The organism is Methanococcoides sp. DA23 (assembly GCF_057593895.1).
The window spans coordinates 2,057,565-2,082,593 of sequence record NZ_CM172520.1 but is presented as its reverse complement, the minus strand read 5'-3'; the positions used below and the strand labels follow the sequence as shown (position 1 = coordinate 2,082,593).

Genomic DNA, 25,029 nt, shown 5'->3' with positions numbered 1-25,029 from the left:
GATATCACATTTGAGTTATAATGGTTGAAAGTTCCATCTTTCATATATAAAGTCTATCCAAGGCAGCAGTGTCTCCCTTTTTAGTCAGTTTGGAAATGACACCCTCGAAATGATCCTGCCTTACAACTTCTTCATCATTCATTATTGCCTGGTGCAATGCGGTTTTCAGAACCTTCTCAACAATATCTCTTCCTGAAAGCCCCGCTGTGAGCTTTGCTATCCTTTTCATATCAATATCCTCTACGGGTAGCGGGAATGTACTGATGTTCTTCTCTATTATCGCATAACGGTTCTGTTCATCAGGAAGTGCAAACTCTATCTCTTCCTCGAACCTGCTCCTGACTGCCGGATCAAGGCTGTTGGGGCGGTTGGTCGCGCCAATTGTGCAAACTCCCCGGCGTTCCACGATCCCGTCCATTTCTGTGAGCAATGCATTGACTATCTCTGCGACATCGCCTCTGAGTTCCTGATTTCGTCTGTCCAGTGCTATTGCATCCAGCTCATCGATAAAAATGATGCATGGCTGCATCTCTTCAGCCCTTTCGTAAAGCTGATGGATCTGTCGGGCACCTTCTCCTACGAACTCTCCTATCAGTTGGGTTGCTTTGATGGGTAGCAATGGAACGTCCGTTTTATTTGCAAGTGCCTTTGCAAGCATTGTCTTCCCTGTGCCGGATGGTCCGAAGAAAAGTACGTTCCTGGGGGCCCATTTGCCAAACTTCTCCGGCTCTTCCAGGAACCTCTCTATAAGTTTACATTTCTGTCTTGCTGAGCTCTGCCCCACCACCTCATCAAAAGTGACATCTGACTTGAGTCCGGGGATGATCGATGCCTTTTCTTCATCATTGATGACTATGGTGGTTTTTGTTCCTATGGCAGAACCCGGTGGTACTACTTCGATTATCTTATATGCAAAATCCGGGTACATCCGGCGGTCGAACAAATATTCTCCCTCATTTGCCACAAAACCGTTCCACTGTTTCCTTGCATAGTGTTCAAAGACCTCTGCGTTGTCTATCTCGGGATATTCATCAAGCATGCTGCTAAGTGGGTATCCCTGCGGTTTCAATATGACTAGCTCTGCAGTGTGTTCAGTAGGGTCTGCATTCTCTTCCCTGTCTCTTTTTTGTGTGGTCTTCTGGGTTGATCTGACCATGTTATCAGCTCTTTTTTGTTAGTAAATGTAAGAGATCTATTGGATCGAATCTGTTTCCTGATTGTCTGCGAATTCTATCGAAGGTCCGTTTCAAATTATTATTTCTAAGGATGCGAACTATAACATCTCGATATATGACCTTAACGGGATGATTAATATATATTGAGTTGGTAAATATATTATGTTGTAATATCCTTTATAAAATATAAATTACTGGGAATTGGTTGATCATTGTCATGATCTCTTTATCCACATTCCTGTTAATTTATTGTTTATCTTTCTAAATGCGACACTTAAGGCTGTGTGCAATAGAAAATTCAACGGAATTTAAATCAAGATCATTAATAAGGTGGCAATAATGGCTCAAATATTGGTTGTAGAAGATAATCCCATGAACATGGAATTAACAGTTGATCTGTTAGAATCCTGGGGATATGAAGTAGGTCAGGCAGAAGATGGTCCGGAAGCTCTTGATAAAGTAAAAGAGGTTAAGTATGATCTTATTCTTCTGGACATGCAACTTCCAAGAATGGATGGACTTGAGGTGCTTTCTCACTTAAAGGAGGACCCGGATACTGCAGATATTTCGGTTGTAGCTCTTACTGCTCACTCAATGGCAGGGGATGAGGCTAAATTCCTTGATGCCGGATGTACTGGCTATATTTCAAAACCTATCGATATCCACGAGTTCAAGAAGCAAATTCCGGAATACCTCGGTAAAACTGCTTGATCTGAGGAGTTTGGTGTAATAATGCGCGGTGATGCCGCTCCGAGGATACTGGTCGTTGATGACGAACCCTTGAATGTGGAACTGATGGAGATATATCTCTCCCCTGATTATGAAATAATTTCTGCATATGGTGGTCTGGAAGGTCTTGAGAAGGTTGCAACTGAAGATGTGGACCTTATTCTTCTTGATATAATGATGCCGGATGTAAGTGGTTTTGAAGTCTGTGAGCAGTTGAAGGCCGATCCGCGTTATCAATTGATACCTATTATAATGGTTACTGCACTTTCCGGTAAGGATGATAAGATCCGGAGCATTGATGCAGGAGCTGATGATTTTCTTTCTAAACCTGTCGACAGACTGGAACTTGCTACACGAGTGCGTTCTCTTTTAAGGATAAGACAGTTGAATGACAGGCTGGTGCAACAAAGGGATCAGGCACAGAACTATCTTGATGTTGCAGGTGTAATTCTTGTGGTAGTTGATAAATCCCAAAATATCACTCTTATCAACAAAAAAGGCTGTGAGATCCTTGGGGGCAGTGAAGATGAGATCATTGGTAAGAACTGGTTTGATACTTTTATTCCCGAAGAACAGGTTGAAAGTTCAAAGGCTATCTTTTCCAGTTTACTAGAAGGCGATCCAAATACCTATGAGTATACCGAAATGCCGATTCGCACCCTTGATGGCGAAGAGCGTCTCCTTAGCTGGCATCATGCCCTTATATGGGATGAAATGGGGAAAAATACCTCTGTTCTGAGTTCTGGTGAAGATGTCACGGAACGTAGGAGGGCAGAAGCTTCTTTAAAGGGATATGCGGAAGAACTTGAACATTCCAATGAGCTAAAGGATCTCTTTATTGACATCATAAGGCATGACCTGATGAATCCGGCAGGTTCTGTCAAAGGTTTTACAGATATCCTTCTAAAAAGGGGTAATTTTGAAGGTGAGAACCTCAAGATGCTCCAGGCCATCAAGCGTACAAATTCCAAACTTATAGATATGATCGAGAGTGCAGCTGCATTTGCAAAGGTGGAGTCGGTTTCACAGGTGAAGCTAAGGCCAATGGACCTGGCTGAAATATTAAGAAATGTTGTACACTCCCTTGAGCCACAGTTGAAAGAGACTGGTATTGAGATCTCTCTGCCACACGATGGTGTTTATTCTGCATCAGTTGATGCTACGATAGAAGAGGTGTTCTTTAATCTGCTTTCCAATGCAGTGAAATATAGTCCTGGTGACACTCGTATTACTGTGGAAATAGATGATCTTGGCAAGGAGTGGAAGGTAAAGGTTCTGGACCAGGGATTTGGTATCTCCGATGAAGATAAACTGTTGGTCTTCGAACGGTTCAAGAGATTGGACAAAGGTGGTATCAAAGGTACGGGGCTGGGTCTTGCGATAGTCAAGAGACTAGTTGACCTGCATGGTGGCAAAGTTGGGGTGGGTGACAATCCTTACGAAAAAGGAAGTTTGTTCTGGGTGACCCTTAATAAAGCATGATCCTTCCCGGGTCATTTATTTATTGTATTTTTTAGTTCGTGTCATTCTTTTCATTATCCGGTTTGTATACTAAAATTGCCGATTCCAATAACTTTAAGATACATGCATGCAATGAGCTTTTGCTTTCAATTTATCATGAGGTACTAATATGAAACTGGATGAGGTCACGATTTCAAGAGCGATTATAGACGAGTTCTCAAAGGTCTTCCTTGATTACACCGAGGTTGATGTAGCACTTGTGGGCGGCGGCCCTGCTAACCTTGTAGCAGCAAAATATCTCGCAGAAGCAGGTCTGAAGACGGTCATCTACGAGAAGAAACTGTCTGTTGGCGGTGGCATGTGGGCTGGCGGTATGATGTTCCCGCGTATTGTCGTACAGGAAGATGCACGTCACATCCTTGATGAGTTCGGTATCTCATACCGTGAGTATGAAAAGGGCTATTATATCGCAAATTCTGTGGAATCTGTCGGTAAGCTCATCAGTGGTGCAACATCTGCAGGTGCTGAGATATTCAACCTCGTAAATGTCGAGGATGTTATGATCCGGGAAAATGATGAGATATGTGGTCTTGTTATCAATTGGACCGCTGTTGAGATCGGAAAGTTACATGTTGATCCTCTGGCAATACGCTCCAAGGTAGTTGTCGATGGTACTGGTCATCCTGCAGCTGTTTGTTCCACTGTACAGCGCAAGGTTCCTGGGGCAAAGCTCGGCGAACTTGGTGTGGTGGGTGAGAAGCCAATGTGGGCCGATGTGGGAGAAAAGATGCTCCTTGATACTACCAAGGAGGTATATCCAAACCTTTATGCTGTAGGAATGGCTGCCAATGCTGTTGCAGGTGCACCCCGTATGGGTCCTGTCTTTGGTGGAATGCTTCTTTCAGGCAAACAGGTCGCAGAGCTTATCATCGAAAGGCTTGGATAATCTTTCTATGGCCGATTTGAGCCAAAAAGTTTATCTAATAAAAATACTAGTATAAGGTGCTTCATAGTGAAGCACCACCTATTCCGTGCCGGGGTAGGGTAGCGGTTATCCTGTAGCCCTGTGGAGGCTACGATTCGAGTTCGACTCTCGGTCCCGGCCCCATTCTAATTCTTCTGTTTGATCTGATCAGCACTGGTACTTTTAATGGATCGTAATACGTCCTAGAGCTCATATTATATCTAAATAAGTTACCACCTTGTCCTTGTTCTCCTATCGCTTGTTCAGCCTTGGATGTACAATTGTTTCGTGGTCTTATGGATCTTACAAGTACATCTATATGGAATTGTCACAATCTCCTCGTAGTTCATGTCCGAGGTAAAATTCTATGCGCTTGATAAAAATATACGCAGATAACTGAAAAAAAGAAAATAAAGTTATTCCATATCCTTTTAGATATCGAATGTTCTATCAAATTCCGGATAAAGTTCAGAGCTTTCCAGAAGCTCTTCAAATGCATTGTGTCTTGGACTTACGATCACAACATGTGCAGGAGGGTGTATCTTTCTCAACTTGCTTATTGCAGCACCGGCATTCGTATCAAGTTCTACCAAAGCTGCAGAATTACATTTAGTTTTAAGTGGCACTCCTGATACACTTACAAGAAGTTGATCTGCATAATTTGGCTCGATCCTTTTTGGGTTCGATCCAAATTTCATGCTTCCATAATGTTCTAGATCATGCAAAGCGATTTTGACCTTGTTCGGGTCCTCCGCTCGAATTACAGCAAAAGATTTCATTTTTTGTCCCCACACCAAACTTAATTAAAATTTAATGGAACTATTTAAGGTTTCCAATTATATTAACGTTTGGATATTGTATGGTATTTGTTACGTTTTTCAAAAAAGGTCCTTGGTTTCAGTTCCCAAGTTCCTTTGAACGCTTTGAAGATTCAATGACCGCATTCATAAAAGCAGCTCTTATCCCGCTCTCTTCAAGAGTTCGCACTGCTCGGATGGTCGTTCCTGCAGGGGATGTTACCATATCTTTAAGCTCTCCAGGGTGCATTCCTGTCTCCAGTACCATCTTTGCGGCACCAAGAACTGTCTGTGCTGCCAGTGTGATCGCATTCGCACGGTCAAGTCCTTCATGTACTGCACCGTCAGCTAATGCTTCTATGACTGGGAATATGTATGCAGGTCCGCTTCCGGATAGTCCGGTGACCGCATCCATGAGCTTCTCAGGGACTGTTATTGCACTTCCAATGGACTGGAACATCTCAAGTGCGATCTCCATATCCTCATCAGTGGAATTCGTACCTGCGCAAACAGCAGATGCAGCTTCTGCAACTGTTGCTGCGATGTTTGGCATAACACGTACGACCCTTGTACCCTCATTCAGTTCATCTTCAATTGTTGCTACTGGAACTCCTGCTGCGATGGAGATCACTAGCTTGTCAGCGGTAATGCTGTCCTTGATGGCTGCAAGCACGCCTTTTAGTATCTGTGGCTTGACCGCAAGCACGACAACATCAGAGTCTCCTATGGTCTCAGTGTTGTCAGTTGAGACATTAATACCCAATTCATTGTTGAGTCTTTCAAGAGCAGGCTTGTAAACATCACTTGCATTCAGAGTTATTTCGCTATGTGATGCGAGAATTCCTCGTATAAGTGATTCTCCCATCTTGCCTGTGCCTATGAATCCGATCCTTTTTTCTGTAAGATGCATTTTAGTTCCCTTTTCTGTCTCTTGATATGGGCAGTGTGCAATAGTTCATTTCAGCCATGGCTGGCTGAAATTAAATTATTATTTCCTTTTTATTGTAACGATGTCTCCAAGAGTTGTACCGCTGTTCAAACGGTCAGCATTCCATTCATCTTTGCCCTGCCGCTCCATAAGGTTCACATTGAGTGCTTTCTCTATCTTTTTCCTGACCGAATCTTCCGGGGTTATCTCTCCCCTTTCTATCTTTTTTATCAGGGAAGCTTTCTCTTTGATCTTGGTGGCAAGCACTTCTTGTGTCCATCCGCGCTTTTCGCGAGCTTCACGTATGACCGTCTCGTACTCGTCCACGAGCTCATCATCCAGTTCAGCAAAAGGATCACGTCTGGATGTTGTCCTTTTTTGAACATTCCGAATTGGTTTTGGAGATACAGGTGATATCTTTCTGGATACAGGCGAGCGTGCTCTTGACGCATTTCCGTATTGTGAACACTTACTGCATACCTTAAGCTGGCTTCCGTCAATAGTGACATCTATCGGCTTTTCTCTGATCTCTGCACCACATATTTCACATTGCATCGGTATCATCTCTTAAAGGCTATTTTAATTGCCCTTTACGAAAGTGCTATATATCGTCTCTACTTAAATAATTATTCGGAGCTATGACAGAAACGATCGACGATGAGCCAAGAAGCAATGATTATGGCTTCAGTGGCATTGGTAATAGGGATTTTGTTTCCGAAAGCGATGAGGATTTTTCAAAATATCTGCTGGATCGGATGAAGCAGCTTGAATCGCGAAACAATCTCCTGAAAGAGCAATGTGAGCAGATAGAATCCGATAAGCGTTATATCGAATCACAAAAGCTCAAGTATGAACGTGAGACGCACCGCCTTCAGTCAGAAATTGATAGGTTAAAGTCTCCTCCGCTTGTAGTTGCAAGTGTAGTGGACATGTTCGATGGCGATAAAGCTCTGATCAGGAGCAGTACGGGTCCTCAGTTCCTTGTGAAAGTTTCACAGGACCTCGATGATGATCTGCTCGTTCCGGGGGTCCGGGTGGGGCTGAACCAGCAGACCCTGGCAGTGGTCGATATTATTCCCGAATCAGATGAACCGCTCATCACGGCCATGGAGGTCATCGATTCACAGGAAGTTGACTATTCACAGATAGGTGGTCTGGACCAACAGATAATGGAGATCAGTGAATCTGTCGAACTGCCGATCACAAGACCGGAAGTTTTTGAACGCATTGGTATAACCCCTCCAAAAGGAGTCCTGCTCTTCGGACCTCCTGGTACGGGAAAGACATTGCTTGCCAAAGCGGTGGCACACAGGACGAATGCCACTTTCATAAGGGTGGTCGGTTCTGAACTTGTGCAGAAATATATTGGCGATGGCGCAAAGCTTGTTCGGGATATCTTCGAGATGGCAAGGAAGAAAGCACCTGCGATCATCTTTATCGATGAGCTGGATGCAATAGCAGCAACACGTCTGGAAGATACGAACGGTGCGGATAGGGAAGTTCAAAGGACCCTCATGCAACTGCTTGCTGAGATGGATGGCTTTGACAACAGGGGTGACGTACGCATAATTGCTGCTACCAACAGACCTGACGTTCTCGATCCGGCAATTGTACGCCCGGGAAGGCTTGACCGTATCATCGAGATACCATTGCCTGACCAGAACGGTCGTGAAACGATCTTCCGTATCCATACAGAGATGCTTAACCTTGGCAGCGATGTAGATGTCAAAAAGCTAGCAGATCTTACTGAAGGGGCAAGTGGTGCTGATATAGGGGCAATGGTCATGGAAGCCGGAATGCTTGCTGTACGCAACGACAGTGATCATATAGGCATGTCTGACCTGCTTGATGCAGTTACAAAGGTCATGGTCCCCAAAGAGATCAATATCGATCATTCGGAGAACATGTTCTGGTGAGTAAAAGGTCGTGTGGCATTGGCATTTCATATCAAGTCTGAGATAAGGATACTTGGTATCGATGATTCGGCATTGATAAGTGATGATATTCTGATAGTGGGAGCTTTCTTTCGTGGCGGGCAATGGCTTGATGGCGTGATGCGTTCCAGCATTCGTCGTGATGGTATGGATGCTACGGAAAAGATAGCCGAGATGGTTACCTCAAGCAAACACTATGGTCAGATAAAAGTGATAATGCTTGACGGTGTGACCTATGGTGGCTTCAATCCGGTTGACATCGTCAGACTGTATGAAAGAACTGAAATACCGGTTATCGTCATAATGCGTGAGGTCCCTGATCATGAAAAGATCAAGAATGCACTGTCAAATCTGCCTGACAATGAAGAGCGATTTAAGATCATCCTTCGTGCAGGTGCGATAACAAGAACGGTCTCAAAAGACCCTTCAAATCCGATATTCATTCAGTGTGCAGGTATCGATACTGAAAAAGCAGGTGAGGTCATCCGTTTGTCATCAACAAGGAGCAATGTTCCTGAACCTCTCCGGGTGGCACACCTGATCGCCACAGGTATGGTCTGTGGCGAATCACGCGGCAAGGCCTGATCTTATTTCTGCATGCAATTGTCTGCCAGCTTTACACCTTCTTCCATAAGGGTCTTAGCTCTATCCATTGTCTTTGATTCTGCAAATATCCTTATGATAGGTTCGGTTCCTGATGGGCGTATAAGCACCCAGCCGTCATTGTGCCATATCTTTACACCATCGGTTGTGTCTACCTCCAGTTCTCCGCCGACCACGCTTTCTTTTATCTTCTCCATGGTGGTGTCGAGGTCACTGCAATGGACCTTTGTCTTTGAGTTGAAGTATGTCGGTACGTTCTCTGCAAGGTGTGAGAGCTTCCTGCCGGATGCCATTATCTCAAGAAGTTTTGCACATGCCATGGCTCCATCGCGGCAATATTGGTGTTCCGGGAAAATAAGTCCGCCATTACCCTCTCCTCCGAACACTGCACCAGTTTCCATCATCTTTCTTGCGACATTGATGGAACCGACCGCCGTCCAGTGAAGTTTAACTCCCGCTTCCTCTGCCACATCCAGCATGCGCTGTGATGAGCTGACAGGCGTGACGAGGTCTCCTTTCTTGTCTTCGAGGATGTACTTGGCCACCATCGCCAAAAGGACCTCTTCATCGATGAAATTCCCATTCTCATCAAAGAACACTGCTCTGTCCGCATCTCCATCCTGGGCAACACCCATGTCCGCACCCCTACTTTTTACAATATCGGAAAGCTCGGTCAGGACATCTTCGGTGGGTTCCGGATTACGCCATGGGAACGTGCCGTCTATCTGGGCGTTGAGTGCCATGACCTCGCATCCAAGTTTCTGGAGCAGGAAAGGCAACGTCAAAGAGCCGGCACCGCAACCGGTATCCACCACTACCTTGAAGCGCTTTTCACGTATGCTTTCCGCATCCACGGAATTGATGATGGCATTGATATATTGTTCATTTGCGTTCGTATCTTTGAAGAGGTCGCCCGTCCTTTCCCAGCTGGCTGCTGCGAAATCCTTTGACATGTAGATCTTTTCGACCTCTTTCTCTCCTTCTCTTGAGAACTCGCTTCCGTCTCCGGCAACCAGTTTAATTCCGTTGTACTCCCTTGGATTGTGTGACGCGGTTACACCAATGCCTGCATCGGCATGTTCCCTTACATAGTACTGGATGGCCGGTATCGGTGCTATTCCTATATCAATTACAGTAACACCTGTGGACAATGCACCGGCGATAGCAGCCGATTTCAGCATATCTCCTGATTTGCGGGTATCTCTCCCGATTACGACAGTACCCTTTGAACCCATATATGTCCCAAGGCTCTTTGCGACATCTATCGCAAGCTGTGGTGTAATATATTCGTTAGCGATCCCTCTTACTCCGTTCGTTCCGAAAAAACCCATTTTGTATCTCCTCTTCAATTATTTTACCAGTATGGTAGCTGAATCTATTTTATATTTTTGTGACATTCACTTGACCAAGTTTAAATTGTATGAGTTCTAATCTATGCAGCATGATGATGCGTGAAAAAGGCAAACTGGTCATTTGGCCTGCAAATCTGGACAAGTCCCGATCACGGAAAGGTGGCAGGATTATCTCCAGAAAGAGCTCTCTTGAAGCTCCGCTGCTCAGGGAATTGACAGCAGCAGCTGAGAAATTGAACCTGAATCCTGAAGTGGAAGCTGATAAAAAGTACCCCCGTACCTGGTGGGAATCAAGCGGTCGTATCCTTGTGGATAACAATGAAGCTAAGACCATGGTCGCAAGAAAGATCGCAAAGGCCATCAAGGAAGCACGCGGTGGCTGATCCTCGGATCAGATACACTGCTCTTTTTTAATCTTTAACTATCGTTTTGGATCATTAAGTTCTTTAAAGAACTATAGTCTCAACTCTCTATCTTGAGATGGCTAATCAGGGATTACAGAAAAAGAACGAATTAAAAAAAGATCTTATCAGGTTAGGGCCAGAGGCCAAAACCTGCGCTAAGTGCAAGAATTACGATGCCGCTAATTGCGCCAAAGATGAAGACGGTCCTTGGTTGTACATGTATAGCTCTTTTATCCGCATCATAGTACGTCATAAGACCTGCAGATGACATCAATCCACTTCCACTTGATTTCTTCTTTTGTGCCATAGTTCCTCAATTAGTCCTTTAAATTTTTAAGCTTTGTGCCTGTTACATCAATATCTCATCAATGAGAACAGGTGGTTCAAATATGCCCTTTTCAGTAATAAGTGCTGTGATGTTCTCCATTGGAGTTGCATCAAAGGCCGGATTATATACATCCACATTCTTAGGTGCTATCTGTACATCACCAATATATCGTAACTCGTCCGCATCTCTCTGTTCGATTGTCACGGTCTCCTCCCAGCCATTGGGATCGAAGGTCGAGACCGGCGCTGCAACATAGAATGGTATCTCATGTTCCCTTGCTACGATAGAATGGGTGTAGGTCCCTATCTTATTGAAAACAACGTCCTGTGTTATCCTGTCGGCACCCACTATCATCTTATCGACCATTCCATGTCTCATTACATGCCCTGACATGGAATCGGTTATCAGCTTTACCGGAATGTTGTCCTGCATAAGTTCCCATGTGGTGATACGGCCACCCTGATTAAGGGGTCGTGTCTCACAGGCTATGACATTTATCTCCTTCCCCTTCTCAACTGCCGAGCGGATCACTCCCAGGGCAGTCCCCCAGTCAACACAGGCCATTCTTCCTGCATTGCAGTGTGTCATCACAGTGTCACCGTCATCAAGCAACTTCTGTCCATACTTCCCTATGGCCTTGTTTATCTCCACATCTTCGTCCGCTATCCTGATCGCCTCGTCTATAACTATGTCCTTGATGCTTTCAAGGTCGTAGGAATCTTCTGTGGCCTTTAACACCCTGTTCACAGCCCATGCAAGGTTCACTGCTGTCGGGCGTGTGGCTATAAGGGTGGAAGCAGCGACTTTCAGGTCATTGAGCAGCTTTTCCATGGTGTCCGCACTGCTAAGTGTGACCGCAAGTGCCATTCCGAACCCTCCTGCGGCGGCAAGTGCCGGGGCACCTCTTACCCGAAGGGACCTTATGGCTTCACAAAGGGATGCAAGGTTCTTACATTCAATAACATTAAGCTCTACTGGCAGGAGTGTCTGATCGATCATCACGACACTTTTGGATTCATCGTTCCAGTCTATTGTTCTCATGTGGATCACTCAAGACCTTAACGAAGTTTCTGAATAAAAAAGTATTCAAGCTTGAACGTTCGTTCTGAATGGTCAGTGCTTATTCACCCTTTCTGTTCCTTGCCACACTTCATTTATATATCTCAGCTGACCTATTATCTCTGATGACAAAACCTCTGGTAGTTCACGATCCAGTTCATAAGACCATCATCCTCTCTGAATTGGAGCAGCTTCTTATCGGTACACCTCAACTTCAAAGACTTCGTGGCATTCAGCAGCTTGGTCTTGCTGATGTGGTATTTCCGGGTGCGAACCACTCCCGCTTTGAACATAGTATCGGAACGATGCATACGGCATATCTTCTGGGCAGATCGATAGGGCTCGGTAATGAGGATATTATGAAACTAAGGCTTGCAGGCCTTCTCCACGATGTGGGTCATTCCGCTTTTTCACATGCTGTGGAAAGTGTATTGAAAAGGGATCCTGCGATACAGCCAAAGATGGACAGTAATTGTTTTGTTGACCATGAAGCTTTTACAAAATATATCATATCAGAGGTAATCCCTGAGGACAATATAATTGCGAGGTATGTTCGTGAGGAATTGGGGCATGACCCCTTTGAGTTCTTCAATGAGGTAGCGAAGATCGCTACGGGTGATATATCCATTGAAAAGCCCTATCTTTCTCAGCTGATGTCAGGGGATATAGATGCTGATCGTATCGATTTTTTACTTCGCGATTCTTATCATACGGGGGTATCCCTCGGGCTTATCGATGTCGATCAGATAATGCAAAGTTTGTGCATTGTGAATGATAATGTTGTGTTCGGTTCTCCGGGGTCGGGTAGTTTTGATGAGGAACTAACTCTGGCAGCTGCGGAATCCATGCTGATCGCACGTTCTCACCATTACACTGCGATCATTCATCATCCCCGTACTCAAGCTGTCCGGGTCATGCTTCTTTATGCGCTGGAGATGACCCTAAAGCAGCAGAAGGAGCTACTTGGGGATGATGCTGTTGGGAATATGGTTGCGGATTTCTTTACTACCTATAATGATGCGGATCTGCTGAACTTCATCAATACGAATGGGTGTGAGTTGGCAAAGGGTCTGTTGCAGGATATTCGTAATGGGCAGATCTACGTTCCCGTTGCCCGTTCCAATCAGAAGACGCTATCTCCTGGTACAAGGATGGCACTTTCGACCATTGCACGCAGTGGCAAGGCCACAAGGATGTTCGAGAAGGAGCTGGAAAAGAGGTTGGGGGATGTGCTTGTCGATCTGAGCATCGCAACGGGGGTCCCTAAAAGTGCCAGGGTGATGGTTGGCGGGAGCGAGAATTTCTTCTACGATGAGTCTGCTCTGGCAAACGGTCTGGTCCGTGCGATATCCCGGCAGATGTCATTGACCGTTTTCACTCATCCTGATGCTGCCCTTACCTCTGAGCTATCTTCTGCTCAGGTGGTAATGCATGATATTGTGGATGATCTTTCTCCGAAACTGCTTCATTTCATCAGGGAGGAGCAGTACCTTCCCATAGAGGGCTTGATCCTTCTTCTTTATGCTATTCATGAAATGTTCGAGGAAGTGCATGATGGCTTTGTCTCTATCCCACGTATAAGGAACATCACCTGGTTGTACAAGAAGGTTGCATTTTTCAAAGAGGACATCAGGTTAAAATACCTGTTCGACTATGAGTTCCACACAAGATATGGTTTCCTTTACAGCAACAAGGTCTATGAGGACATTCAGTTGCTGGTAGCTATGGGGATCGTGGATGAGGACCTGCGCTATTTTGAGAAGGATGGCAGGTTCAGGCAGCGCTATGAATATGTGCTGACAGATGCAGGTGTGCAATATGCGGCAGATCTTGTTGATCCCTATCAACGTGATTATAATATAATTACTTCCGATCTTACAATTAACAAACATTCCATTCCCCGTGATATCGTTACAATGCCCTTGGCAAGATTTCAGGGGGATCGGAAAAAGAGAACATCAGGTGCGAAAAAATGAAATTAGGCGAGATAGTGCTGTTAAAGACCAGCCATAAGGGTAAGATCAGAGAATTTATCACATCGGTATCTGATGAGAAGTTCCACTCGGATTTCGGCATGATAGAGATGTCAGAGTTGCTGGAAAAGAATGAAGGGGATACGGTAGTTTCCCATATGGGGCAGACCTTTGTCATCCAGCTTCCCAGGATGCCGGACTTCTTCAGGCATGCAAAACGTACTGGAACTCCTATCATGCCCAAGGATATTGGTATGATATTGGGCTATACCGGTCTAAACAAGAACGATTCTGTACTCGATGCCGGCACAGGCTCCGGTATTCTTGCCATGTATCTGGGCTCCATTGCAAAAAGGGTTCTCAGTTTTGAGGTGAGGGATGATTTTGCAGAGGTTGCCCGTGAGAATATTCGCCGTGCAGGTCTCGATAATGTGGAAGTGCGCTGTGGTAACATCGTTGATGAGGTCAAGGAACTCGATGAGAAATTCGATATTGTGACGCTTGATACCATCGATTCAGCTACAATCGTGCCTTATATCCCTTCCATACTGAATCCAGGTGGTTTCCTTGTCACTTATTCCCCATTCCTGGAACAGACGGCACTGATAAGAAAAGCAATAGCTGAGACTGATTTCTTTGAGGTGAGGACGATCGAATGTATCGAACGTGCAATGTCCTTTTCAGATCGTGGCACACGTCCTTCAACATCCAGGGTAGGACATACTGGCTATATCACCATTGCCAGATTGTGAGAATATTATCTAACTCCATCTGCGGTTATTGTGAATTCGCAGGTGGTTCCTTCCGGGCGGGAGCGATGTTTCCATATCTTTGCTCTGCGGCTTCCCGTTCCCGTCTTCTCAAGCTGAATTATTGTTTTCGATATGTGCTCAAGACTACTGCCGCCTATTGGTTTCAATGAATTTGATTTGATATCTGAATAGACCTGATTGGTTATGACCACTACTATGTCGCGTTTTCGTGCGAGATTGTGGAGGAATCCTATCTGATTTGAAAGCTCTCTTCTGGTCCTTATGCTCGAGTCCTCGTCGTCAAGTTCGAATCTATAATATGCTGTTGCAGAGTCGACAATGATGACACCAACGTTCTCTGTGCTTATCTTTTCCGTTTCCCTGACCGCAGAATACTGCTCTTCGAAGCTATGGGGTTCAAAAATGATTATGTCCTGGGCGATAGTCCTTGCATTCTCGCCGGCTATCTGTTTGAACCGATCTGCAGAGAGGCCTTCGGTATCGATGAATATTGCCTTTTTCCCTTTCTTAACACATCCGATGGCAAGTTGCAGGCAAATATTGGTCTTTCCGCTACCCGCTTCTCCGAATATCTGAGTAACGACCCCTGATTCGAAACCGCCTCCCAGGAGCTCATCTAGAGGCTTGCAGCTTGATGGTAACTGTTCTTTTATTGTCTTCACCTCGATATGGATTAACTGCTATTGTGGAATTTATGATATACATCTTTTGGCAAAGGGATGTTCTCTTATGTTAGTTCTGTTATGTAGGTTGTGTACTTCTCTTTAACAAATATGGTTATCTATTCGATATTACATGTGGTAACAAACATGGTAATCAATTCTTCATCAATCTCATTATAATAATGAGTCTCCGATGCTTTTATTATCAGCTTTGTTACCAGGTATGATGTATTAGTATCCAATCATGGGGGCAAAAAGCATTATTAAGTGAGAGGCCCATAATGCTAATTTGCTCAAGTAGAGACCTTTCCCGCATTATATGCGGGCTATTGAAGGCGTTTATCATTTAATGTCTTCATGGGGGATGGGTGCGAAAGGTCTCTCGCTTACGTATCAAAATCTAATGGAAGGAAGATCAATGTCTGATATTATAATTTATACAACGGAAACATGCCCTAAATGCGTTCAATTGAAAAATGTATTGAAGTCCAACAACGTAGCTTTTACTGAAGCGGACATGTCAACCCCTGAGTCACTTACAGAGCTACGGGTAAACGGTGTTTTCACTGTAACGGCTCCGGTATTACAGATAGATGATGATTTTCTTACGTATGAAGAGCTATTCAACAGTGATGGGGTCGATCTTGGATCACTGAAGAGTATATTATAAGGGATGTGGTCATGTGCAATCGGATACAAAAACTATAGTTGATCCCGATAAGGGATTTGAGAACGGTGCAGTGGGATCTGCACAAGATAAAGGGTCATTAGAGGCTACAATGATGCCACTTACCGAGCCACAGTCTTTGCAGCAGACACTTGACGGTCATTTCATTTCGACCATGCCAAAGGTTCGTACTACTGATGGTCATATGGTGAACTGGGACCGCAACATCGTGGTCAATCAACTATTAAAAGAGACCGCTCTTAGTGAGTGGTATCATAACATCTCTTCAATCTCAAAAGATGAGGCGCATGATATCGCAAAGGAAACGGAAAAGCGTATCCGTGGCATGAACATCAAGTTCCTCTCCGGTCCTCTTATCAGGGAACTTGTGAATATGATCTTGCTTGAACGTGGTCATCTTGAATGGCGTAATGTCTCTACAAGGGTAGGTTCACCTGTTTTCGATGCATGTGAGATCGATCAGGGTTCAGGCTTTGAGGCCAATGAGAACGCCAACCTTCAGGAAAATGCAGAAACGTCCCACAAGAAGAAGGCTGACAAGATCTCCAAGGAGCAGTATCTCCTATTGCTTCCTCCAAAGATAGCCGATCTTCACCTCAATGGTGATCTTCACATTCACGATCTTGAGTACTTTGGTACCCGTGCTTTCTGTCAGGACTGGGACCTGAGGTATTTCTTCTACTATGGTCTGATGCCTGATGGGTCAGGCGCAAAGGCAAGTGTTGCAGGTCCGGCAATGAAGGCCGAGGTCGCAATGTTGCATGCGGTCAAGGCTCTGGGAAGTGCTCAGACCAATTTTGCAGGCGGACAGGGATTCTACAATTTCCTTACCTTCTGTGCCCCGTTCTTCGAGGGCAAACCCTACAAGGAGATCGAACAGCTGATGCAGATGTTCGTCTATGAGATGACACAGATGATGGTTGCCCGTGGCGGACAACTTGTGTTCTCATCGGTACAGCTATCTCCAGGTGTTCCTAAGATGTGGAGGGACAAGCCTGTGGTCTACAGAGGTCGTGTCTGGGATGGTACCAATGGTACTGAAAAGCGTGTCTATGGTGACTATGAACGTGAGGTAAGACTGGGTTTCAAGGCAATGATGAATGTCATGCTGGAGGGCGATTACTGGGGCAAGCCATTCAATTTCCCGAAACCTGAGATATCCATTGAACCGGATTTCATGGTAGAGGATGAGATGTTCAACCGTGCAAATCCAGAGCTTCCAACCTATGATGAGCTTTACACCATGACATTCGAACTGACTGCAAAGTTTGGTACCCCTTACTTTGATAATCAGCTTCCTGAATACCGTGGTGCTGGAGAAGGTATCTCCTGTTATCAGTGCTGTGCTTATCAGTTCTCAGCAAACGCGGACGCAGACTCAGAGTTCGATGAGAAACTGTACTTCAATGAAGGGAAACACTTCTCAATGGGATCCTGGCAGGTAGTTTCACTTAACTGTCCAAGGGCCGCATATCTGGCAGAGAACGATGACGAGAAACTGTTCTCTCATTTGAAACACCTCATGGATGAGGCCATGGAGATCTTCCAGACAAAGGTCAAATGGTTAAAGCCTATCATTGACAATGGCAGGATGCCATTCGCAACACAGCAGCCAAAGGACCCTGTTACTGGTAAGAAGGGTGCTATCGCGGTCGATATAGATTCACTGGTTTTCACCATTGGTGTTATCGGTATCAATGAGATGGTCCAGTATCACACTGGTTCACAGATGCATGAATCCAGAGATGCTTTCAAGCTGGCCATCAGGGCAATGACCGAGATGGATATATACGGCAAGGAACTTTCCCAGAAATTTGGTATGGAGATAGCTCTTGCAAGGACACCTGCCGAGACCACTGGTCAGAGGTTCTCTGTTTCCGATCTGCTTCATGAGGAGTTCAGGGACAAGGTCCTCTCAGTTGTCAAGGGTGATGTAAAAGCAGCAGTTGAAGGCATAAAGAAGACCCACAATCTGCCTATCTATTACACCAATGGTACTCATGTGCCTCCAGGAGCCGATATCTCACTTGTCGACAGGATCAAGGTAGAACATGTTTTCTTCCCGATAGTGGATGGTGGGGACATCATGCACATCTGGATGGGCGAAGGCTCACCGGACGCTAAGGGTCTGAAGGATTTCGCCATGAACCTTGCGAGGAACACTCAGGTTGGATACTTCGCTTTCACCAAGGACATGAGCGTCTGTATGGATGATTTCCATATGATGGCTGGTCTGAAAGATGCCTGTGAGAACTGTGGTTCTGATAACATCGAACAGCTTTCAAGGGTCACCGGTTATATTCAGGCAGTGGGTGGCTGGAATGCTGCAAAGAGGCAGGAACTGGAAGACAGGAAGCGCTACAACTCCGCCGATATGGTCTGAAGCCAAGGTGCTTGATATTTAATGGATGTGAATTTTGGGGAGATAATCCCCATATCAACTATTGACTGGCACGGAAAAGCGTCAGTCGTTCTTTTTTTACGTGGCTGCCCATTCAGGTGCCCTTACTGTCATAACTATGAGATATTGACAGTTCCCGACATGGTCGATGTGAAAGAGCTTGAGAAAAGGATCGATGATTCTCTTATTTTTGTAAGCAGTGTTGTCTTTTCCGGTGGGGAACCACTGGCTCAAAAGCAGGCGATCATGCATCTTGCTTCCTATGCAAAGAAAAAGAAGCTGTTCGTGGGTATCCATACGAATGGCTATTATCCTGATGTCGTGGAAGAACTGATGAATTCAGGTCTTGTGGATAAGTTCTTCATTGATGTGAAAGCCCCCCTTGACGATCCGGATATGTATGGAAAGGCTATCGGTTATGGTGAATATTCTGTTGTTCCCGATCCTGTCGATGTTGTGGAAAAGGTCAGGAGGACCCTCTCCATAATTACTGAAAAAGGTATGGAATATGAACTTCGCACCACAGCGATACGCGGTTTCATAGGTGAGCCCGAGGATATTGCAAAGATCGCAAGTTCGATAGCCCCATATCTTTCCATATCGAATGCTCCCTATGTGATACAGCAGGGAATACCTGCAAACGCAATGGATGAGAAAATGAGGGATATTGTGCCTTTCTCCCGCGATGAGATGCTGGAACTTGCAGGACGTGCCAATGAATTTGTCGACAATGTGTGGATACGTACAAAAGAGAAGGGTAATGAGAAGGTTAACTTCGAATCAAACTGAAGTTTAAGTAAAAACTTTATATGTTCGGCATCTCTCTTTGTTTATGAAGTCAAGGGGAAGATATCCATGAAACGAACACATCTATTCCTTTTTATTCTACTATCTCTCTCGGTCATAGCAGCAGGCTGCACGGGCTATGAGAGTTCTAACCAACAAGCTTTCTCTCCTGAAAGTGATATGATATATTATGATCTTGAAGAAACACCTGCTTTCGATGGCGGCTCATCTTATAAGGTGGCTGACAATGGTGAAGTATCTCAAAGCAGTATCACACGTAAGGTAATTACTACCTCTTCTGTTTCCATTGAGGTAAAGAACACTCCTGAAGCGCTTGATGAGATAAGCGATATCGCGGATGAGTTCGAGGGGTATGTGTCTTCATCTTCTAGTTATACCAGATACGGGGATGATGGGGGCATGTATGGTTATATTACTATACGCATCCCTTCATCTGAACTTGACAAGGTTCTGGATAGTATAGGTGAGCTTGGTAAAGTGACCTCTGAAAGCACAACTGCTTCCGATGTAACTGAGGAATATATCGATGTGAGTGCACGCCTTTCCAATCTGGAGAAGCAGGAGACCCGTCTTGGGGAGATCCTTGAGATGTCCACGACCGTTGAAGAGGTCCTTGCGGTCGAGAAGGAACTCGGACGTGTGCGGGGTGAGATAGAAAGTCTTACTGGAAGGCTCAATTATCTCAATGACAGGATCGATCTTGCTACCATCAATGTCGATGTGAGCGAGCCTCGCAATATTACGCATTCATGGGGACTGCGTGACGCATTGTCCGATTCAGTACGTGGATTCATAGGCAGTGTCAATGGTATCATCGTGTTCATCGGAGTTGCTATTCCGATAGTGATATTTGCAAGTATTGTGGGAGTAATGCTTCTTTTTGTCAAGAGAAGGGTCTGGAGATGATCCTCTCTTTTTAGACATTACTACTAAATATTAAGAATATAGGATACGCTTATGGAAAGGTCAGACCTGATATCAGGGATAAACGAACGTGAGCTCATAGGTCATCTGTGTTCTGTTTTTTCTACAAAGAAAAGTCCCTCCCTCATGGAGGGTGCAGGTTCGGATGATTGCGCTGTTATAGATATCTCTGATGAGGACTGTCTGGTGATAACGACCGATATGTTGCATCGCAAGACCGATTTTCCCGAGGTCATGAGCGCATGGCAGATAGGCTGGATGGCTGCTGCTGTGAACTTAAGCGACATAGCTTCCATGGGTGCAACCCCTGTGGGATTTCTTTCCGCCCTTGGTATCACTGATGATATGGAACTTGGATTCGCTGAGGACATCGCACGCGGCATGGATGCCTGTGCAAGCTTTTGCGATACTTCTGTGATAGGCGGCGATATCGACCTCCATGATGAACTTACCATCACAGGTACTGCTCTTGGCAGGGTGAAAAAGGAACATCTTTTGAGAAGAAGTGGTGCAAGACCCGGAGATATTGTCTGTGTTACCGGAAATGTAGGCTCAGCCGGTGCTGCACTGCTGGCCTTACAGCAAGGGCTTGATGTGACCGATAATTTACTGAACACTCTACTGGAACCTGTACCTCGTATAAAAGAAGGACAGGCCCTTGCCAGCACCGGTGGTGTCACCTCCATGATGGATACCAGTGATGGTCTGGCCATGTCATTATATGATCTGGCAGAGGCTAATGGTGTCGGTTTCAAAATATTCGGGGAAGCTCTACCTATCGATGATGAGGTGATAGCCCTTGTGGGTCATGACGATGCCCTTGAACTCGGGCTCTACACAGGCGGGGATTTTGAGCTGTTGTTCACTGTTTCTCCCTCAATGCTGGACAAGGTCAAATCCGTTTGTTATTTAAATGTTGTAGGCGAAGTTACTGACGACACTTTAATATCTATAATGAAGAGCGATGGACCCGAGGTTTCGATAAATCGAAAAGGTTATGTACATATGGGGAGATTTGATAACTTATAATCATATAATATCTGGAGAAATTATCTATGAATAAACATTTTAAATTTATGCTAATAAGCTTGCTCATTCTGGGAATGGGTTGTGGGGTGGCGATGGCTGCTGCTCCTACATTATCATCCGGGACCGTGGCTCCGGGAAGTGGTGATGTTAATACGAATTTCGTTTTTACCGTAACTTTTACAGATGCGGATAACGACACTGCGACTGCCGTTGATGTGAACATCGATGGCAATCTCTATAATATGACTGAAACAACTCCTGCAGATCTGAATTCCACTGACGGGAAAGATTATAGTTACACTGCATCTGGTTTCAGTGTTGCAACACACAATTATGATTTTTCGGCTTCTGACGGAACAACTCCAGTAGGTCCTGTAGATGCAGGAACTTTTTCAGTTTCAAATACTGCTCCGTCTTTAACAGGTTCTGTAAGTCCTGGTAGTGGTGATGGCAGTACAAATTTTGTTTTCACCGCAACATTTACGGATGATGACAATGATGGTGCAAGTTATGTCAATGTCTCGATTGATGGCGTGAACAACACTATGACTGAAACAGATGGTGGTGACACAACAACAACCGATGGTAAGACTTACTCTTACACTAATTCAGGCTTCAGTACAGCCACACATAATTATCAATTCTTTGCGTCCGATGGAACTGCTGCTGTTGGTCCGTCAAGTGCAGGAACATTTGATGTCAACAATAATCCTACATTGACTTCAGATTCAGTTTCACCAACAAGCGGAACTCTTGCAACCATTTTTACTTTTAATGTCACATATACAGATGGAGACAATGAATCGTCTTCAGATGTTAGTGTTGTTATTAATGGCACATCTTATTTAATGGACCAAGTTGATGCCGGTGATACAAATGTTGTAGATGGTAAGCTTTATTCTTATACTAAAGGAAGCTTCCCGGTAGGAACTCATAATTACAAGTTCACAGCTTCTGATGGGAACGTTTCTGCAAGTGACACGACCGAGAAGACCTTTTCAGTGGTTTCCGATATACCAACATTAACTTCCGAATCAGTGACTTCTGAACCTGATTCAACGGTTGGTTCTACCTTCATGTTCAATGTAACCTATACCGATAATGTTGCAGCTGATCCAAGTTACATGAATGTAACTATTGAAGGAACTGATTATGGGATGAGTAAACTTGATCCTTCTGACAACGATGCTACAGATGGTATCAAGTACACATATACAACAACATCATTAGCTGTCGGGGTTCATGATTATAATTTCAAGGCATCAGATGGTTCTAATCCAATAAACACTACTATCTCAACTGTAACTGTCAATAGTGCGACATATTTCTCAGGCGACCGTATCTGGGATGCAAATGCGGGACAGTCCCTCGATTACACATGGAATGCACTGAGCTATTCCGGTTTCTTCTATGACCTTGAATCCGGTCTTGGTTCAGAAACGATGACCATCCATCTTGACAGTGATTCTGACAGGAACATCGGAGATGGTGATCTTGAATATGAGACCACACCTGTCTCAACTGACTTCGAGTATGGTGCATGGGGATCTTACGAGGTCATTGGTTTCATGGCAGAGAAATACTTTGCAGGATATACTTCCAGTACTGATTCAGATGTTTCAGATGAATCAATAAGCCTGATGTCCAAAGGTCATCTGACAAAGGTGCTCATAGATAGCGATGACAAGGAGTCTGTCTATGGCGGTGCAGGTCTTGTACTTGAAGAAGGCTACGTGCTTAACATTGTAGAGCTTGATGTGAACGGTGACAGGGTTTTCGTTTCTCTCTCCAAGGATGGGGATGAAGTGGATGAAATGGTAGTTTCCTCTGATAAGGCCTATGTCTACGAAATAGATCTGGGTGACGTTGATGATGTGCCTATCATAGCAGTACACTTCGATGAGATATTCAGTGGAACTGAGACGAGCGCTGTTTTCATTGACGGTATCTTCCAGATATCTGATGAATATGAGGAAATAAACCAAGGTGATGAATACGGTGCAATGGAAGTCAAAACCATAAGTTCAACAACGATCAGGATGGAGAATGAAGATTCGATCGGTCTTGACAAGGGGGATATTGCTGATATCATGGGTAAGCTCAAGTTCATTGTTGCAGATGCCAGTGAACTAAGATTTGCACCATTTGTTGACATGTCCGAGCCGGGAACATATGAACTCAGAGGTACAATTGCTGAAAATGAAGGTCTAACATGGACTCCTCTCAATTTCGAAGGGTTCTATTACAACATCGATGAGGGTATAGGTACTGAAAAACTTAATCTGACCTACACCGGCAGAACAATTGATAATGATGATCTTGTCTATACTACCACTCCATCAAGTGTCAGCTTCGAATATTCTGGCTGGGATGACTATGAGGTTATCGGTTTCATGGCAGAGAAGTACTTTGCAGGTTACCCTGATAATGCATTTGGTAGTGGTAGCAATGATGATGCAAACCTTATGTCTCAAGGTCAGCTTTCAAAGGTACTGATTGATGATGATGACAAAAAATCTGTTTTCGGTGGCTCCTCACTAATCCTTGAAGAAGGATATTCACTGGATATCGTTGAAGTGAATCTGGATGGGGATGCAGTATTAGTCCAACTATATAAAGATGGAGATGAAGTTGGGGATATGGATGTCATATCTTCCGGTAATCCATACATCTACGAGGCCGATCTTGGGGATGTTGAAGATGTGCCTATCATTGCAGTAAATTTCAAAGAAATATTCAGTGGTACTGAATCAACTGCTGTTTTCGTAGAAGGTATCTTCCAGATATCCGATGAATATGAAATGATCGAGCAGGGCGACACGTACGGGGAAATGGAAGTAACAACTATCAGTTCCACAAAGATCGAAATGAGGAACGAGGATTCCATCTCTCTCTCAAAGGGAGATGAGATCGATATCATGGGTGAGATCAAGTTCAAGGTCGCAGATTCAGACGTCGTTCGCTATTATCCATTCGTTGAGATAAGCACAGAACCTGCCGATTCACTTGAGGTGGAGGTCGACCCTAAAGTTGTCAGTGAAGGCGATAAGATCACTGTGACCGTTACATCACGCGGTTCCCTTGTCAACGGTGTAACCGTGAAGTCGGGAAACATTGTGCTTGGCACCACTGACGATGAAGGTGAGGTTGAATATACTTTCCATGCAGATGGGGACTATACCATCACTGCTGAAAAGGATGGTTACACTAACGGTGAAGCATCCCTTGAAGTGATCTCTCCGGATGATGAGTCGAGGAAGATGAGCATTGAATTTTCACCTGAAGTGATCTATGAGGGCAATCTGGTAACTTTCACAGTTGTCAAATCCATTGGCGGAGATCCTCTTGAAGATGTGGATGTTACCATTGACGGAAAATCCATTGGTGAGACTGACAGTGACGGTGTTGTGACCGATGTTCTGAGGGAGATCGGTATGCACAAGATAACTGCTGAGAAGGAAGGTTTCCTTAAAGCAGAGGAAAATATCGAGGTCAAGGAGCTTGAAGCAAAGTTCGAGTTCAGCAACCTTGTGGTCACTCCCCTTGAGGTCAAGACCGGAAAGGATGTGAAGGTCAAGTTGGATGCTGTCAACAATGGTAAAGCAGCAGGCTCTTACACAGTAGAGCTCCTTGTCAATGACAACACTACTGCTACACAGGAGATCTCTCTTGGTATAGGCGAATCTGCTCCTGTGGAGTTTGAGTACACTGCTGGTGAACCGGGGACCTATCTTGTGAAAGTAGGTGGCATGACCGCAACAGTTGAAGTGGTCAAGGGCACAAGTACAGTTACCTATCTGGTTGGTGGTGCAGCAATTGCAGTTCTTGGTGGTGCAGTCTATCTGTTTACCGCAGGCGGCTGGACCGTATCTACGGCAGGTGCAAAAGCAGGCGAAGCAGCAGCAGTACTTTCTGAGAAGCTATCCAGCTTGCTTTCAAGGGGCAAGTAAGGATACATATAGGACGTTGCCGGCAAAGGTGTCGGCATCATCTCTTTTTTTATTTATGATCCTATCTGTTTTCATTTAACGATGGGCA

22 protein-coding genes and 1 tRNA gene are annotated in these 25,029 nt (G+C 44.8%); 15 read left to right on the top strand and 8 right to left on the bottom strand.

Features of this window, described 5'->3' with window-relative positions; translation table 11 throughout:
- Positions 1–40 precede the first annotated feature (40 nt).
- Complete coding sequence (locus tag AC20MK_RS10300) at positions 41–1,156, bottom strand: AAA family ATPase (RefSeq protein WP_487355716.1); 1,116 nt, start codon at positions 1,154–1,156, stop codon at positions 41–43.
- A 358-nt stretch (positions 1,157–1,514) separates the two neighbouring features.
- On the opposite strand from AC20MK_RS10300, the gene AC20MK_RS10295 reads away from it, so the two are divergent.
- The 4 genes from AC20MK_RS10295 to AC20MK_RS10280 all read left to right on the top strand — a co-directional run bounded on the left by AC20MK_RS10295 (position 1,515) and on the right by AC20MK_RS10280 (position 4,473).
- Complete coding sequence (locus AC20MK_RS10295) at positions 1,515–1,886, top strand: response regulator (RefSeq protein ID WP_487355715.1); 372 nt, start codon at positions 1,515–1,517, stop codon at positions 1,884–1,886.
- 21 nt (positions 1,887–1,907) lie between these two features.
- Complete coding sequence (locus AC20MK_RS10290; protein WP_487355714.1) at positions 1,908–3,386, top strand: response regulator; 1,479 nt, start codon at positions 1,908–1,910, stop codon at positions 3,384–3,386.
- Positions 3,387–3,534: 148 nt separating this feature from the next.
- Positions 3,535–4,311 (top strand): sulfide-dependent adenosine diphosphate thiazole synthase, encoded by a 777-nt coding sequence (locus tag AC20MK_RS10285; protein WP_487355713.1) that lies wholly within the window; start codon positions 3,535–3,537, stop codon positions 4,309–4,311.
- Between the two features lie 87 nt (positions 4,312–4,398).
- Positions 4,399–4,473: transfer RNA gene (locus tag AC20MK_RS10280), tRNA-His, on the top strand.
- A 287-nt stretch (positions 4,474–4,760) separates the two neighbouring features.
- Here the strand turns inward: AC20MK_RS10280 and AC20MK_RS10275 are convergent.
- The 3 genes from AC20MK_RS10275 to AC20MK_RS10265 form a co-directional block, all read right to left on the bottom strand.
- On the bottom strand, positions 4,761–5,108 hold the full coding sequence (locus AC20MK_RS10275; RefSeq protein WP_487355712.1) for a DUF356 domain-containing protein: 348 nt from the start codon (positions 5,106–5,108) through the stop codon (positions 4,761–4,763).
- A gap of 118 nt (positions 5,109–5,226) precedes the next feature.
- Positions 5,227–6,036: a pyrroline-5-carboxylate reductase gene (gene proC, locus AC20MK_RS10270; RefSeq protein ID WP_487355711.1), complete on the bottom strand. Its 810-nt coding sequence runs from the start codon at positions 6,034–6,036 to the stop codon at positions 5,227–5,229.
- Between the two features lie 78 nt (positions 6,037–6,114).
- Positions 6,115–6,609, bottom strand: a complete 495-nt coding sequence (locus tag AC20MK_RS10265) for a multiprotein bridging factor aMBF1 (protein ID WP_487355710.1) — start codon at positions 6,607–6,609, stop codon at positions 6,115–6,117.
- A gap of 83 nt (positions 6,610–6,692) precedes the next feature.
- Between AC20MK_RS10265 and AC20MK_RS10260 the strand changes: the two genes are divergently transcribed.
- The gene (locus tag AC20MK_RS10260; protein WP_487355709.1) at positions 6,693–7,970 is read left to right on the top strand and encodes a proteasome-activating nucleotidase; all 1,278 of its coding nucleotides are present in this window, start codon (positions 6,693–6,695) and stop codon (positions 7,968–7,970) included.
- Between the two features lie 12 nt (positions 7,971–7,982).
- The gene (locus AC20MK_RS10255; protein ID WP_487355708.1) at positions 7,983–8,573 is read left to right on the top strand and encodes an endonuclease dU; all 591 of its coding nucleotides are present in this window, start codon (positions 7,983–7,985) and stop codon (positions 8,571–8,573) included.
- 2 nt (positions 8,574–8,575) lie between these two features.
- Here AC20MK_RS10255 and glmM read toward each other — a convergent pair whose 3' ends face one another.
- Positions 8,576–9,922, bottom strand: coding sequence for a phosphoglucosamine mutase (gene glmM, locus AC20MK_RS10250; RefSeq protein WP_487355707.1), 1,347 nt, complete (start codon positions 9,920–9,922; stop codon positions 8,576–8,578).
- Between the two features lie 116 nt (positions 9,923–10,038).
- Between glmM and AC20MK_RS10245 the strand changes: the two genes are divergently transcribed.
- On the top strand, positions 10,039–10,326 hold the full coding sequence (locus AC20MK_RS10245) for a signal recognition particle protein Srp19 (protein ID WP_487357105.1): 288 nt from the start codon (positions 10,039–10,041) through the stop codon (positions 10,324–10,326).
- A gap of 151 nt (positions 10,327–10,477) precedes the next feature.
- Here the strand turns inward: AC20MK_RS10245 and AC20MK_RS10240 are convergent, their stop codons facing one another.
- Positions 10,478–10,654, bottom strand: a complete 177-nt coding sequence (locus AC20MK_RS10240; RefSeq protein ID WP_487355706.1) for a preprotein translocase subunit Sec61beta — start codon at positions 10,652–10,654, stop codon at positions 10,478–10,480.
- Positions 10,655–10,696: 42 nt separating this feature from the next.
- Positions 10,697–11,716 (bottom strand): S-methyl-5-thioribose-1-phosphate isomerase, encoded by a 1,020-nt coding sequence (locus AC20MK_RS10235; protein WP_487355705.1) that lies wholly within the window; start codon positions 11,714–11,716, stop codon positions 10,697–10,699.
- A 143-nt stretch (positions 11,717–11,859) separates the two neighbouring features.
- On the opposite strand from AC20MK_RS10235, the gene AC20MK_RS10230 reads away from it, so the two are divergent.
- Both AC20MK_RS10230 and AC20MK_RS10225 read left to right on the top strand, forming a co-directional pair.
- Positions 11,860–13,710 carry an HD domain-containing protein gene (locus tag AC20MK_RS10230; RefSeq protein ID WP_487355704.1) on the top strand — a complete coding sequence of 617 codons (1,851 nt, stop codon included), beginning with the start codon at positions 11,860–11,862 and terminating at the stop codon, positions 13,708–13,710.
- On the top strand, positions 13,707–14,459 hold the full coding sequence (locus AC20MK_RS10225) for a tRNA (adenine-N1)-methyltransferase (protein WP_487355703.1): 753 nt from the start codon (positions 13,707–13,709) through the stop codon (positions 14,457–14,459). The genes AC20MK_RS10230 and AC20MK_RS10225 overlap by 4 nt, the downstream gene beginning before the upstream one ends.
- Before the next feature lie 5 nt (positions 14,460–14,464).
- Here the strand turns inward: AC20MK_RS10225 and radB are convergent, their stop codons facing one another.
- Positions 14,465–15,142: a DNA repair and recombination protein RadB gene (gene radB, locus AC20MK_RS10220; RefSeq protein WP_487355702.1), complete on the bottom strand. Its 678-nt coding sequence runs from the start codon at positions 15,140–15,142 to the stop codon at positions 14,465–14,467.
- Between the two features lie 418 nt (positions 15,143–15,560).
- Between radB and AC20MK_RS10215 the strand changes: the two genes are divergently transcribed.
- From AC20MK_RS10215 to AC20MK_RS10190, 6 genes are all read left to right on the top strand, one after another.
- A complete protein-coding gene (locus AC20MK_RS10215) occupies positions 15,561–15,812 on the top strand; it encodes a glutaredoxin family protein (protein WP_487355701.1) in 252 nt (83 codons plus the stop codon).
- Positions 15,813–15,921: 109 nt separating this feature from the next.
- Positions 15,922–18,213, top strand: a complete 2,292-nt coding sequence (gene nrdD / locus AC20MK_RS10210) for an anaerobic ribonucleoside-triphosphate reductase (RefSeq protein WP_487357104.1) — start codon at positions 15,922–15,924, stop codon at positions 18,211–18,213.
- A gap of 21 nt (positions 18,214–18,234) precedes the next feature.
- Complete coding sequence (locus AC20MK_RS10205; protein ID WP_487355700.1) at positions 18,235–19,020, top strand: anaerobic ribonucleoside-triphosphate reductase activating protein; 786 nt, start codon at positions 18,235–18,237, stop codon at positions 19,018–19,020.
- 66 nt (positions 19,021–19,086) lie between these two features.
- On the top strand, positions 19,087–19,944 hold the full coding sequence (locus tag AC20MK_RS10200; RefSeq protein WP_487355699.1) for a DUF4349 domain-containing protein: 858 nt from the start codon (positions 19,087–19,089) through the stop codon (positions 19,942–19,944).
- Positions 19,945–19,995: 51 nt separating this feature from the next.
- Positions 19,996–20,991, top strand: a complete 996-nt coding sequence (gene thiL / locus AC20MK_RS10195; protein ID WP_487355698.1) for a thiamine-phosphate kinase — start codon at positions 19,996–19,998, stop codon at positions 20,989–20,991.
- 47 nt (positions 20,992–21,038) lie between these two features.
- The gene (locus tag AC20MK_RS10190; RefSeq protein WP_487355697.1) at positions 21,039–24,941 is read left to right on the top strand and encodes an S-layer protein domain-containing protein; all 3,903 of its coding nucleotides are present in this window, start codon (positions 21,039–21,041) and stop codon (positions 24,939–24,941) included.
- Positions 24,942–25,029: the final 88 nt, after the last annotated feature.